The 12,913-nt window shown below is 43.9% G+C and carries 12 protein-coding genes and 1 riboswitch; of the genes, 9 read left to right on the top strand and 3 right to left on the bottom strand.

Annotated elements, in window-relative coordinates; translation table 11 throughout:
* The first annotated feature begins 898 nt into the window (after nucleotides 1–898).
* The 7 genes from crcB to thiH all read left to right on the top strand — a co-directional run bounded on the left by crcB (nucleotide 899) and on the right by thiH (nucleotide 7,680).
* Nucleotides 899–1,282 (top strand): fluoride efflux transporter CrcB, encoded by a 384-nt coding sequence (crcB, locus tag H2O73_RS16880; protein ID WP_182110106.1) that lies wholly within the window; start codon nucleotides 899–901, stop codon nucleotides 1,280–1,282.
* A gap of 61 nt (nucleotides 1,283–1,343) precedes the next feature.
* A riboswitch (TPP riboswitch) is annotated at nucleotides 1,344–1,442 on the top strand.
* 153 nt (nucleotides 1,443–1,595) lie between these two features.
* Nucleotides 1,596–3,533, top strand: coding sequence for a phosphomethylpyrimidine synthase ThiC (gene thiC / locus H2O73_RS16885; RefSeq protein ID WP_182110107.1), 1,938 nt, complete (start codon nucleotides 1,596–1,598; stop codon nucleotides 3,531–3,533).
* Between the two features lie 2 nt (nucleotides 3,534–3,535).
* On the top strand, nucleotides 3,536–4,801 hold the full coding sequence (locus tag H2O73_RS16890) for a thiamine phosphate synthase (protein WP_182110108.1): 1,266 nt from the start codon (nucleotides 3,536–3,538) through the stop codon (nucleotides 4,799–4,801).
* The gene (locus H2O73_RS16895; RefSeq protein WP_182110109.1) at nucleotides 4,791–5,579 is read left to right on the top strand and encodes a HesA/MoeB/ThiF family protein; all 789 of its coding nucleotides are present in this window, start codon (nucleotides 4,791–4,793) and stop codon (nucleotides 5,577–5,579) included. Before H2O73_RS16890 ends, H2O73_RS16895 begins: the two co-directional genes overlap by 11 nt.
* Nucleotides 5,576–5,785 (top strand): sulfur carrier protein ThiS, encoded by a 210-nt coding sequence (gene thiS, locus H2O73_RS16900; protein ID WP_182110110.1) that lies wholly within the window; start codon nucleotides 5,576–5,578, stop codon nucleotides 5,783–5,785. The genes H2O73_RS16895 and thiS overlap by 4 nt, the downstream gene beginning before the upstream one ends.
* Before the next feature lie 3 nt (nucleotides 5,786–5,788).
* Entirely contained in the window at nucleotides 5,789–6,553 is a 765-nt protein-coding gene (locus H2O73_RS16905) for a thiazole synthase (RefSeq protein ID WP_182110111.1), read from the top strand.
* A gap of 8 nt (nucleotides 6,554–6,561) precedes the next feature.
* On the top strand, nucleotides 6,562–7,680 hold the full coding sequence (thiH, locus tag H2O73_RS16910) for a 2-iminoacetate synthase ThiH (RefSeq protein ID WP_182110112.1): 1,119 nt from the start codon (nucleotides 6,562–6,564) through the stop codon (nucleotides 7,678–7,680).
* Nucleotides 7,681–7,774: 94 nt separating this feature from the next.
* Here thiH and H2O73_RS16915 read toward each other — a convergent pair whose 3' ends face one another.
* A complete protein-coding gene (locus H2O73_RS16915; protein WP_182110113.1) occupies nucleotides 7,775–9,565 on the bottom strand; it encodes an aminopeptidase P family protein in 1,791 nt (596 codons plus the stop codon).
* 145 nt (nucleotides 9,566–9,710) lie between these two features.
* Nucleotides 9,711–10,652, bottom strand: a complete 942-nt coding sequence (locus tag H2O73_RS16920) for a LysR family transcriptional regulator (protein WP_182110114.1) — start codon at nucleotides 10,650–10,652, stop codon at nucleotides 9,711–9,713.
* Between the two features lie 106 nt (nucleotides 10,653–10,758).
* Between H2O73_RS16920 and H2O73_RS16925 the strand changes: the two genes are divergently transcribed.
* Nucleotides 10,759–11,949, top strand: a complete 1,191-nt coding sequence (locus H2O73_RS16925) for a multidrug effflux MFS transporter (RefSeq protein WP_182110115.1) — start codon at nucleotides 10,759–10,761, stop codon at nucleotides 11,947–11,949.
* Nucleotides 11,950–12,069: 120 nt separating this feature from the next.
* Entirely contained in the window at nucleotides 12,070–12,354 is a 285-nt protein-coding gene (tsrA, locus tag H2O73_RS16930) for an H-NS-like global regulator TsrA (RefSeq protein WP_182110116.1), read from the top strand.
* 32 nt (nucleotides 12,355–12,386) lie between these two features.
* Here tsrA and asnC read toward each other — a convergent pair whose 3' ends face one another.
* Complete coding sequence (asnC, locus tag H2O73_RS16935) at nucleotides 12,387–12,851, bottom strand: transcriptional regulator AsnC (protein ID WP_182110117.1); 465 nt, start codon at nucleotides 12,849–12,851, stop codon at nucleotides 12,387–12,389.
* Between the last annotated feature and the right edge of the window lie 62 nt (nucleotides 12,852–12,913).

The following is a 12,913-nucleotide window of genomic DNA, read 5'->3' on the forward strand; positions in this document are numbered from 1 at the left end:
CAATTGGCAGAGCAGCGGATTCCAAATCCGCGTGTTGGGAGTTCGAATCTCTCCACCCCTGCCATATTTAAGCCTCAGTCGTAAGACTGGGGCTTTTTTACGTCTGGATTTTATGGTTACCCATAAATTGGCAGTGCAGCGGATTCCCCTAATTCCCAATAGCGCGTGTTAGATGAGTTTTGAATCTCTTCATCCCTTACCATCTACTAAGCCTCAGCAGAAATGCTGGGGCTTTTTTACGTCTGGATTTTAAGGTTGCTCACAAATTGGTAGAGCAGCGGATTATCCTAATCCCCAATAGCGCATATTGGGAGATTAAATCTCTCCACCCTGCCATATTTAAGCCTCAGTCGTAAGACTGGGGCTTTTTTACGTCTGGATTTTATGGTTGCCCATAAATTGGTAGAGCAGCGGATTCCCCTAATACCCAATAGCGCGTATTGGGAGATTGAATCTCTCCACCCTGATATTTAAGCCTCAGTCGAAAGACTGGGGCTTTTTTACGTCTGGATTTTATGGTTGCCCATAAATTGGCAGAGCAGCGGATCCCCCTAATCCCCAATAGCGTGTGTTAGATGATGCTCGCTTTTGCTCAAATCTCGACTCTTATCCACGAGCTACAGGATGCTGTCAGGCATGATTTCGCTGAAGTCATAACTACACGTCTGTTTTTGTTATTAATAGCCTTTAGCGAAGAGTGACGTGCAAATAACACCAATTTACTTAGTACACTCTCTTATGATGTTGGTCTTCATCAGTTAGAGTGGTTGAAGTTGATATAAGTGACTACTGTAACTTTTTAAATTTCACGTTTTATCTGAGGTGAATATTTAGTTTGTAGGCTCGAAATTTGCGGCATTATGGCTACAATATAGCCACTTACAGATTTGGGGGTTTTATGGGACAGCTATCCATTTTAGGTTTTATTGCACTTGGTGGCGCGTTTGGTGCGTGTTCTCGTTATTTGGTCTCCGAATTTTGCGTAGCACTTTTAGGGCGTGGTTTTCCATATGGCACATTAACGGTGAACGTTGTGGGCTCATTCGCGATGGGGTTATTAATAGCAGCATTTGAAAATGAAATTATTGCTACTGATCCATGGCGTCAAATTATTGGATTGGGTTTTCTAGGCGCTTTGACAACCTTCTCGACATTTTCAATGGATAATGTACTGCTAATGCAACAAGGTGCGTTTTTCAAAATGGGACTTAATATATTACTCAATGTTGTTTTGAGTATTTCTGCTGCGTGGTTGGGATTCCAATTACTGATGAAAAGTTAACAAATATTTAGCATTTTTTGATTGGTCAGCTTGGTTTAGGCTGACCAATTGCTTATAATCGCTTCACTTGTCGGAGTGCCATTTGGCTGAGACCGTTAATTCGGGATCCGTTGAACCTGATCAGGCTAATACCTGCGAAGGGAACAGGAGAAGATACTATTACTAGAGCAAGCTTCTTTCTCTAAGTATACCTATCAACCTATCGATATCGTTCTAGGTGCTTTGCATCAACTATTCGATACCTCTTGTCACATCGTTCCGCCAAGCATTTTTATCCCATACGTTTTAATTAAAATGAGCAAGGAAAAATGCTATGTCGAGTCGCAAACAAGCGAGACTGGAAGCAAAACAGTTTATTGATACTCTCTCGGTACAACCGTACCCAAATTCTCGAAAAGTATATTTAGAGGGTTCTCGTCCCGATATTCGCGTGCCTATGCGCGAGATTGCTTTGGCAGATAGTTTAATTGGCGGCACTAAAGACGCCCCTATCTTTGAGCCTAATGAGGCTATCCATGTTTATGACACTTCTGGATTTTATACTGACCCAGAGCATCAAATAGATCTTTACTCTGGCTTACCTAAGCTTCGAGAGCAGTGGATTAGTGAGCGCTTGGATACCGAAATTCTCGACGATGTTAGCTCCGTATACACGAAAGAACGCTTAGAAGACGATACGCTCAATGATCTGCGCTATGGAAATTTGCCACGCATTAGACGTGCTACAAAAGGTAAGCGAGTGACACAACTTCACTATGCTCGCCAAGGTATTATTACGCCGGAAATGGAATATATTGCTCTTAGAGAGAATATGGGACGTGCACGTTACCTCGATGAAACGCTGAATCAACAGCATTTAGGCCAGAGCTTTGGGGCAAACTTGCCGAAACAGATCACCCCTGAATTTGTCCGTCGCGAAGTAGCGGAAGGACGAGCAATCATTCCTGCTAACATTAATCACCCTGAGTCAGAACCAATGATTATAGGGCGAAATTTCCTAGTTAAGGTAAATGCCAATATCGGTAATTCTTCGGTAAGTTCATCAATCGAGGAAGAAGTAGAAAAGCTAGTTTGGTCCACTCGCTGGGGTGGTGATACGGTGATGGATTTATCAACGGGTCGAAATATCCATGAGACACGAGAGTGGATTTTACGTAATAGCCCTGTGCCAATAGGTACCGTTCCTATGTATCAAGCGCTTGAGAAAGTAAATGGTATTGCTGAAAACCTTAATTGGGAAGTGATGCGCGACACGTTAATCGAGCAAGCGGAGCAGGGGGTCGATTACTTTACTATTCATGCCGGTTTGTTGCTGCGCTATGTTCCTATGACAGCCAAACGTGTAACAGGAATAGTTTCACGCGGTGGATCAATCATTGCCAAATGGTGTCTAGCTCATCATCAAGAGAGTTTTTTATATACCCACTTTCGAGAAATATGTGAGATTTGTGCAAAGTATGATGTTGCACTTTCACTGGGTGATGGCTTGCGTCCTGGCTCAATTGCAGATGCGAATGATGAGGCGCAGTTTGCTGAGCTTCGAACCTTAGGCGAATTAACTAAGGTCGCTTGGGAGTATGATGTTCAAGTAATCATTGAAGGGCCAGGACATGTGCCTATGCATATGATTAAAGAGAACATGGATGAGCAATTAGAGCATTGTCATGAGGCCCCATTTTATACGCTTGGTCCACTAACCACTGATATTGCACCTGGTTATGATCATATAACTTCGGGTATTGGTGCTGCACTGATTGGTTGGTATGGCTGTGCCATGCTCTGTTATGTAACACCAAAAGAGCATCTAGGACTACCCAATAAAGAAGATGTAAAAACTGGTTTGATTACCTACAAATTGGCAGCACATGCTGCTGATCTAGCGAAGGGGCACCCCGGAGCTCAGGTTCGTGACAATGCGCTGTCCAAAGCTCGATTTGAATTCCGCTGGGAGGATCAGTTTAATCTGTCGCTAGACCCAGAAACTGCCCGTACCTTTCATGATGAAACCCTACCGCAAGAGTCTGGTAAGGTGGCTCACTTCTGCTCTATGTGCGGACCTAAATTCTGCTCAATGAAGATTTCTCAAGAAGTTCGTGAATATGCTAAGGATAGTAAGCAAGTCGCGGCAGACCAAGCTATCTCAATTAAGATGCTAGATGACCCGCTAGAAGGGATGCGACAAAAATCCGCAGAGTTTCGAGCAACGGGCTCGGCGTTGTATCACCCAGCGGCATCGCTTGAGGGTGAATAACTATGGTTTCTATTCTGGTTCCATCTGAAAAGATTGGGTTAACCGGCGAGATTCAGCATGCATTATTGGTTGCCAGTCAACAAGACCTGGCAATTGAAGCTATTGAGTTGGGCGTCAGTTCAACTCAATACCTGCAAATTAGAACTGAACAAACCGTTATAACCATCGGTTCCAATCTCTGGTCATGCGCTGCGGATCAGTGTGATTTTTATGTGCGCTATGGCGGACAAGACTTAACTCAAGCCGACCAGCAATGTCGAAATCTGATTCGGATAAACATCAAAGATAACGCCTCTTTTTTAGATGTGTGGACGCATCCTATTACAGGTGAAACTCGTGCATTATTATCTAAACAGCGTGAATTTGAGTTGGATAGTAATAATCACATTTCATGGTTAGTTACGCTGCTAAGTCTTGATTTTCCAATTGAAGATGTTTTGACGTTGGCTCGGGCGAAAATGAATGTTTCACGTGAAACATGGCCGGCTCATTTTAGCTCTTTTCCTACCCCATTTTTACAGCATAGTAAGTTAGATATTAATGTTGGTTGGACGACGGAAGAGCAATTGGGTTCGTTTGGTCGCTTAACTCATGACAGCCTTGGGTTATACCCAGTAGTGGATAACGTTACATGGGTGGAAAGGTTACTTAAGTTAGGCGTCACTACAGTACAGCTCAGAATTAAAGATGACCAAACGGCTGATCTTGAACAGCAGATTGCGCGTGCGATTGAGTTGGGCAGAACGTATCAAGCTCAAGTCTTTATCAATGATCATTGGCAATTGGCTATTAAGTACAATGCTTTTGGAGTCCATTTGGGGCAAGAAGATTTAGAAGCGTCTAATTTGCACCAGCTTAGCCAAGCGAATATACGGTTAGGTTTATCCACTCACGGTTACTATGAACTGCTTAGAATAATACAGCTTAACCCTAGCTATATCGCACTGGGTCATATCTTTCCAACCACAACGAAAGAGATGCCATCTAAACCGCAAGGATTGGTTAGATTAGCGCTATACCAAGCGCTAATAGAGACGATTCCTTATGAAAATGCAGTAAGTGAAAATGGTCGCGATGGCTACCCAACTGTTGCTATTGGCGGAATCGATCTACAGAACGCCAATGATGTTTGGCAATGTGGTGTCTCTAGTCTCGCTGTCGTTCGCGCCATCACGTTATCGGTGAATCCAGAATTAGTAGTAGACCAATTCAATCGCTTAATGACGCCACGTGCTTCGAAGTATAGGGAGTCTACTGATGCTATCTGACCAAGCATTTAGTCGCTATTCACGCCAGATTGCTCTCTCAGAGATTGGAGAGCAAGGGCAAAAGCGCCTTATTAACGCCCATGTATTGATTATTGGTTGTGGTGGGCTGGGGAGTGCTGCGGCTCTTTATCTTGCAGGCGCAGGCGTAGGAAGAATGGTGTTGGTGGATGATGATACGATCGAAAGCAGTAATCTGCACAGACAAGTAGTCTACCGCAGCAAGGATGTAGGTAGGTCTAAAACCAAGGCAATGGCTGATCAATTAACTGCACTGAATGGTGATGTGCAGTTGAGAGGATTGAGCCATCGATTGGATGAGGCTCAGCTATCAATGGAAGTGATGTTGGCTGATATCGTATTGGATTGCAGCGATAACATAGAAACGCGCCATCTAATAAACCAAGTTTGCTATAAGAAAAATACTCCACTTATCTCCGCTGCCGCTATTGGTTGGCAGGGGCAGTTCGCAGTATTTGACTACTCTGATACAAACGGGTGTTACCGCTGCTTATATCCGTTTGAGCAATTAAGTCATGATACGAATTGCCAAAGCATGGGCGTGGTTGGTGCGGTGGTTGGAATACTCGGCAATTACCAAGCCTTAGCTGCATTGCAAATGCTTGCTCTAGACGAATTTATAGTGGCAACCGGTCAGTTACATCTTTTTGATGGTAAAACGATGAGCTGGCAAACCGTAGCAATTAGCCGTGACTCATCCTGTTTGGTGTGTGGGAATCTGGATAATAGGCTGCAAGTGATGGTCGAGGAAATGCAATGACAACAATGTCGATTACCCTAAACCAACAACAGCAAGATGTCGCAGTTGGTATCAACTTACGTGAAATCATAATGCTTTACGAATTGCAGGAACAAGGCTGCGTATTCGCGATCAATAATCGTGTCGTGCCTAAAAGTGAATGGAAAACCACACAGCTCAATGATGGTGACGCAATCTCATTGTTCCAAGCGATTGCAGGAGGATAAATCATGTTGAAAATTGCAGATAAAACATTTCAGTCACGCTTATTCACTGGCACGGGGAAGTTTGCAAACAGCGATCTGATGGCGAAAGCGCTTATCGCATCAGGGTCACAGTTAGCAACAATGGCATTGAAGCGTGTCGATATCGATGATCGCCAAGATAATATTCTCCAGCCACTTATTGAATCAGGCATCCGGTTACTGCCGAATACCTCCGGCGCTAAAAATGCACAAGATGCTATTTATGCCGCGCATTTAGCGCGCGAAGCTTTGGCTACGAATTGGCTGAAACTTGAAATCCACCCAGATCCAAAATATTTGATGCCGGATCCGATAGAAACATTAGCCGCAGCTGAACAATTGGTTAAGGACGGTTTTGTTGTCTTACCTTATTGTCATGCCGATCCGGTGTTGTGTAAAAGGCTGGAAGAAGTGGGGTGCGCTGCGGTAATGCCTCTAGGTGCGCCAATAGGGTCAAATAAGGGAATAGCATCTCAGGATTTTCTCGAGATCATTATCGACCAAGCGCAAGTGCCGGTTATCGTTGATGCTGGTATCGGTGCGCCCTCTCATGCTGCGCGAGCAATGGAAATGGGCGCAGATGCTGTGTTGGTTAATACGGCTATTGCTACCGCTAACCACCCAATTGCGATGGCCTCGGCTTTCAAGCTCGCTGTTGAATCGGGTCGAATCGCTTATGAGTCCGGCTTAGCAGGTCAAGTTTCCCACGCGATCGCCTCTAGCCCATTAACCTCATTTCTCGATCAGTGAGGTCTAAAATGAGTTTTATAGAGAAATTTGAACAACTCGACTGGGATGATATTGCGCTCTCAATACGCAGTAAAACGGCAACTGATGTTGAAAGGGCGCTATCAAAGTCACGACGTGATTTGGAAGATTTCAAAGCGTTGATTTCTCCAGCAGCGGAACCTTACTTAGAGCAGATGGCACAAGCTTCTTACACACTTACGCGTCAGCGATTTGGTCATACCATGTCGTTGTACATACCACTCTATCTTTCTAATCTCTGCGCTAATGCATGCAGTTATTGTGGTTTCTCTATGGAGAATCGTATAAAGCGCCGCACGCTCGATAAGCAAGAGATTGAGGCAGAAATTCGCGCCATTAAGACGATGAAGTTTGACAGTGTGTTACTGGTTACAGGTGAGCATGAAACTAAGGTTGGAATGAAATACTTCCGCCAAATGCTGCCGGTTATTAAACCCAGTTTTAACTATCTTGCCATGGAAGTTCAGCCACTTGAGCAAGATGAATATGCAGAGTTAAAAGCTTTGGGGCTTGATGCAGTGATGGTATATCAAGAGACTTACCATCCATCGACTTATGCTATGCACCATTTGCGAGGTAATAAAACCAATTTTCAATTTCGTTTAGAGACGCCAGATAGATTAGCGAAAGCAGGTATAGACAAAATTGGAATAGGTGCATTAATTGGCTTAGAAGATTGGCGTACAGATAGCTTTTATGTCGCTGCTCACCTCGACTACCTTGAACGCACTTATTGGCAGACTCGTTACTCAATATCGTTTCCACGTTTACGACCGTGCGAAGGTGGCTTACAACCCAAATCCATAATGAATGATAAACAACTGGTACAGCTAATTTGTGCTTACCGATTATTTAACCCAGAAGTGGAATTGTCGTTATCTACACGTGAAAGTGAACTTTTTCGAGATAATGTTTTGCCGTTGGGTATCACCAGTATGTCGGCTGCTTCCAAAACCCAACCAGGAGGCTATGCCATGCAAGATGTTGAGTTAGAGCAGTTTGAAATTAGCGATGATCGCAGTGCAGCGAGTGTCGAAGAGATGATCTGCAGCAAGGGGTTCGATCCTGTGTGGCGAGATTGGCATTCGGTTTACTCAGGTATTAAATGAAGCCGTGTTTCACGTGAAACATAAAAAAGGCTCCTAACGGAGCCTTTTTTTATCTCTCACAAAAGAGGTGACTAAATCTGACTGGTTTAGTGGTTTAGTGGTTTAGTGGTTTAGTGGCCTCTCGTAACCAGTTTGTCACTTGCTCATCATTGATGAGTGGGTTTAGTTCGTCCCACACTTTTTGGTGGTAATTGTTTAGCCAAGCTAATTCCGGACGAGTCAGTAGGTTAACATCGATATTGCGTGAATCGATAGGGCAGCGAGTTATAGACTCAAATGCCAACACAGGAAAATCGCCCTGAGTCGGTTGTTCTACCACTAGCTCTAAGTTCTCAATACGGATACCAAATTGATCAGCGCGGTAATAACCAGGTTCATTCGATAGCACCATACCTTCAACTAGAGGTACGTCGATCAGTTTTTTCGAAATACTCGCCGGACCTTCATGCACACTTAAAAAGTGACCAACACCATGACCTGTTCCATGGTCATAATCAAAACCTTCAGCCCACAAATGTTGGCGTGCTAATGTATCGATTTGGTAACCACGAGTACCTTGTGGGAAGCGAGCACGTGCAACACCAATGTGACCTTTAAGTACTAGAGTAAATTGCTTAATCATTTCTGCGCTAGGTTGACCAATCGCAATTGTACGAGTGATATCGGTGGTGCCATCTAAGTACTGACCGCCTGAGTCAACTAAGTACAAGCTATCCATGGTGAGCTGTCCAGGTAGCGGTTGGTTTTCATGATTATAGTGACACATTGCGGCATTACTGCCAGCTGCTGAAATCGTATCAAAGCTGAGGTCCATCAATGTATGGTCTTGGCGACGAATTGATTCCAGCTTATCCGCTAATTCTGCTTCATTGTGTAGCTTACCGGCTGCGATTTGAGCATCTAACCAGCTAAGGAAGGTGACCATCGCAACGCCATCACGTAGGTGGCATGCTTTCATACCCGCAATTTCAGTCGCATTTTTTGCGGCTTTTGCCATTGAGCAAGGATCCGCTGCGGCAATAACTTGCGCGCCAGCGTTTTGCAAAGTGAGCTTAAACCAAGCGTTACTGGTGATAGGGTCGAGTAGTGCCTTTTTGCTGTTCAGTTTTTCTAGTACTGCTTGGAGCTGTTCTGGGTGGTGAACTGTTACGCCTGGACCAACATGAGAAGAAAAATCAGCTGGAATACGCGCAGGGTCGAGGAAGAACTCTACCTGACCATTTACGTGCAAAATTGCGTGTGAGAGTAAAACTGGCAAACGAGAAACATCCAGACCACGGATATTGAGCAACCAACAAATAGAATCCAATGCCGTGATGATGGCGCTATCTGCGCCCTGTTGAGCGACCAAAGCACCAATTTGCTCGCGCTTTTCTTGGCTAGATTGACCAACCGCCTTTGTTGGCATTAGGCGTACTTCAGAAAGCACAGCGCTTGGGCGGTCAAGCCAGAGTTCGTCAATAGGGTTGCTGTTAAGGACTTCAAGTTGGTGATGCTTAGACAACTTTGCTTGCGCTGATTCTAACCATGAGCCGTTATGCATTCGTGGGTCAACCGCAACTTTACCGCCGGCAGCAATATGATCAATGATCCAATCTAAGGCTGGTTCGTTGATGAGATGACGATATTCAAATAGTTCAGATGGAACTTGTTTGGTTACTTGAACGGTGTAGCGACCATCAACAAAAATCGCGGCTTTATCTTGCGTGATCACAGCAACACCAGCTGAACCGGTAAAACCTGTTAGCCAATGTAGGCGCTCATTGTGAGCAGGTACGTATTCACCTAAGTACTCATCTTCGTGTGGTACTAATAACGCGTCAAGGTTGTGCTGAACAAGCCATTCTCTAATGGCAGTCAAACGCTGTTCAGTGGTTGTAAGCATCGTTTTTAATCCTTCAATTTATTGCAGTCACGTAAACATAATGACAATGCAGAATAAGCTACTCTTTTTGCTACAGCGCTGCAATTGTTAGCGAAGGCATATTTAAATTGATTGGTGTTTATCACCATACCTAGCTGCAATGTCATTATCTTAGCGAGTTAGTCTTTTCGCGAATCATTGCGCGAAGCCATGAGAGTGCAGGGTCGTTTTCTCTATCACGGTGCCAAAATAAAGTGTACGCCATTGGAGGAAATTCCATAGGTAAAGGTAAGACAGACAAGTTGAGTTGTTGCGCAGCCAAATCAACAAAGTGGCTTGGGGCGGTAAATACAAAGTCAGTGTAGCTACATAAACTAGCAGCACTATTAAAGTCGGGAACGGTGATTGCGATGTCGCGTTCGGTCCCCATATCTGCCAGACGGTAATCAAGCAGCCAACGATCATTACCATCACAACGCACCTGAACATGTCTTTGCTTTAAATAGCTTTCTAAATTCCATGGCTGACTTAATGCTGGATGATTATTTCTAACTAAGCATTTTTGGTTATCACGATAGATCTCTTGTTCGCAAATATCGCTTGGTGGCAACATCGTTAACTTGGCATCATTGATATCAATGTCTTTACCCGTAATTCCTAGATCTATCTCGCCACGTTGCATTAAAGCAAAAGTTTGCTCTCCCCATGGGTGGGTACTGATGGTGACATTCGGCGCTTGTTTAAATATGTGTGGTAAGAACTGTGGCAAGATAAGTGGGTAAACACTCTCTACTGCAGCAATCTGAAATCGATAGTCACTGCTGTCGGGTGTGAACTGCTCAGGCTGGGTAAGCAGTTCTAATTGGTGGATTAAGTTATCCAACTTAGGCTTAAGGAACAGTGTTTTTGGTGTTGCAGTTAACCCATGCGCCGTTCTGATAAAAAGAGGGTCATCAAATTGTACTCTTAATTTAGCGAGGTTTTTACTAACGGCAGATTGAGATAGGCATAACCGATTGGCGGCGCGAGTAACATTAAGCTCTTCACTTAAAACCTTCAAGCAAACCAATAGATTTAAGTCGAGTCGAGCGAGCTTTTCGATATTCATTGATATTCCCCGTTAGAATAACTGTAATGAAGCTTTATCATTGGAAGTAATATCTAGCCTACCTTACACTAACGCTAATTTCATTCATTTCTAGTTTGTTGTTCTAATGCATACATTAAGTCCACCTAAAAAATCTCAACTGTTATTGCTCACGTTATTGGTGCTATTTAGCCCATTGGCAATTGATATCTATTTGCCTGCTTTACCGTTGATTTCAGAAGCGTTTCACGTGGAACATGCAATGTCGCAAGGAACAATTACGTGGTTTTTATTTGCTATGGGTATTGGGCAGTTATTTGCCGGTCCTCTAGCAGATAAGTTAGGACGTCGAACTGTTGCACTGGCTGGTATTGGTATTTACGGTATGAGCGCTCTATTGGCGTGGGGCGCGCAAAATATTGAATGGATGCTCGTTGCTCGCATGCTGCAAGGCTTAGGAGCATGCGCGACATCAGTAGCAGCCTTTGCGACAGTTCGCGATCTTTTCGGTCCAGAGCGAAGTGGCAGAATGATAAGTTACCTCAATGGTGCGATTTGTTTTATTCCAGCACTCGCGCCAATTCTAGGAAGTTGGTTAACTCAACAGTTTGGTTGGCGCAGTAATTTTAGCTTTATGGCGATCTATGCGCTGATGGTTTTCGTTCTGTTAGCGGTGAGCATGAAAGAAACTAACCCTCAGATGAGTAAAGAACCGGTTTTCAAAATTAATCGTTATCTCGATATTTTGAAAACACCATCATTTCTGTTTCATGCCAGTCTTTGTATGTTGGCCATGGCGGTCATACTTGCTTATGTAACGTCAGCGCCAGTTGTATTAATGGGCCAATTAGGGTTGGATATGAATCAGTTTACTTTTTGGTTTGGGGTAAATGCGGTACTTAACATCACCGCAAGCATGACTGCACCAAAATGTATGGACAAATTAGGTACGCGTACAACATTGCTCATTGGTCTTGTTGCATTGATGGTTGCGGGCGTACTTATGTTAACGCTTGCGAGTGTTGAAAGTGCGATAGCCTTTATGTTACCGATATTTATTTCATCGTTAGGGTTTGCTTGGATTCTCGGTGCAGCTGCAGGTAAAGCACTAGCCCCGTTTGGAGACAAAGCCGGTACTGCTGCCGCGTTACTCGGTTTGTTTCAAATGAGTGGTTCTGGCTTAGTGATTGGTTTAGTTCAATTGTCGGGTTTAGAACCGAAAGCGATGATCGCGATTCAGATGCTTATTGTGCTCCCATGGTTTGTGGCACTATTCAGCAAACCCGCACGAGCTTGGCACCAAGCGACAGCGCAATAGATTGTAGTTAGTAGAGTTACTGCACTGAAAGGGGCTAGACTCTCATGATGACGGCTATGACAAACTTAAAAAACGGTGTATATTTAGACTTCGTGTTTAACGGGTGGATTAAAGGAAAAGATGTCTCTAACGACGTACGAGATGGCTCGATTGCTGGAGCAACTGGATAGTTCTCCAGAAAAAGTTATGTTTGGCAAGTTACTCAATGAATTGGGAAACCAAAGTGGTGAACGCATTCAAAGTGCGGCAAAACAAGTTCCACTGCCAATACTGAGAGATATCATTTACCACTTTCAACAAGTCATTGCTTCGCGTAAAGACGAACAGGTCGATTTATTGGCGAAGCAAATCTCTGAGCAGGGAATATCTGTTGAAGAGTTAAAGCAATACTTAGCATCACGCTAACCGAAAAAAGCTCGCGATAATGCGAGCTTTTTTTATGGGTTGACGTTGCGGTTGATCGGGTTTTGCAATGAAATGAGAGTTTCCGTTGATTGTACTTCGTCAATCGCCTGCAACTTATCAATCAACACATGCTGCAACTCCTCAATAGAGCGGCACATCAACTTAACAAAAATGTTATAGGCTCCGGTGGTGTAATACGCCTCTACCACTTCTTCTAATGCCGTTAGTTTCTCTAGTGCTGAATGGTAATCACGTGCTGAGTTTAGATTGATGCCAATAAAGCAACAGACGTCATAACCAAGCTTCTTGGTATCAACAATGACTTCGGTCCCTTGAATGATTTCAGCCGTTTTCATTTTTTCAATTCGCACGTGGATCGTCGCAGGGCTTACATTAAACTTCTTTGCCATCTCTGCGTAGGGTGTTCGTGCATCCGCCAATAATGTTTTGAGAATGGCTTTGTCTAGCTCATCCAGCTTATTTGCGTGAACCTGCATAAGTTTTCCTATATTACTCAATCCTTTCAGACTGAAGATAAGTACAAATTAACACCAAGATG

Source organism: Vibrio marinisediminis, assembly GCF_014050145.1.
In the GTDB taxonomy this organism is placed as follows: domain Bacteria; phylum Pseudomonadota; class Gammaproteobacteria; order Enterobacterales; family Vibrionaceae; genus Vibrio; species Vibrio marinisediminis.

Bases quoted from the DNA above. Each gene is read 5' to 3' on its own strand.
- crcB (WP_182110106.1), top strand. From the start codon at position 899: ATGGGACAGCTATCCATTTTAGGTTTTATTGCACTTGGTGGCGCGTTT.
- thiC (WP_182110107.1), top strand. From the start codon at position 1,596: ATGTCGAGTCGCAAACAAGCGAGACTGGAAGCAAAACAGTTTATTGAT.
- H2O73_RS16890 (WP_182110108.1), top strand. From the start codon at position 3,536: ATGGTTTCTATTCTGGTTCCATCTGAAAAGATTGGGTTAACCGGCGAG.
- H2O73_RS16895 (WP_182110109.1), top strand. From the start codon at position 4,791: ATGCTATCTGACCAAGCATTTAGTCGCTATTCACGCCAGATTGCTCTC.
- thiS (WP_182110110.1), top strand. From the start codon at position 5,576: ATGACAACAATGTCGATTACCCTAAACCAACAACAGCAAGATGTCGCA.
- H2O73_RS16905 (WP_182110111.1), top strand. From the start codon at position 5,789: ATGTTGAAAATTGCAGATAAAACATTTCAGTCACGCTTATTCACTGGC.
- thiH (WP_182110112.1), top strand. From the start codon at position 6,562: ATGAGTTTTATAGAGAAATTTGAACAACTCGACTGGGATGATATTGCG.
- H2O73_RS16915 (WP_182110113.1), bottom strand. From the start codon at position 9,565: ATGCTTACAACCACTGAACAGCGTTTGACTGCCATTAGAGAATGGCTT.
- H2O73_RS16920 (WP_182110114.1), bottom strand. From the start codon at position 10,652: ATGAATATCGAAAAGCTCGCTCGACTCGACTTAAATCTATTGGTTTGC.
- H2O73_RS16925 (WP_182110115.1), top strand. From the start codon at position 10,759: ATGCATACATTAAGTCCACCTAAAAAATCTCAACTGTTATTGCTCACG.
- tsrA (WP_182110116.1), top strand. From the start codon at position 12,070: ATGTCTCTAACGACGTACGAGATGGCTCGATTGCTGGAGCAACTGGAT.
- asnC (WP_182110117.1), bottom strand. From the start codon at position 12,851: ATGCAGGTTCACGCAAATAAGCTGGATGAGCTAGACAAAGCCATTCTC.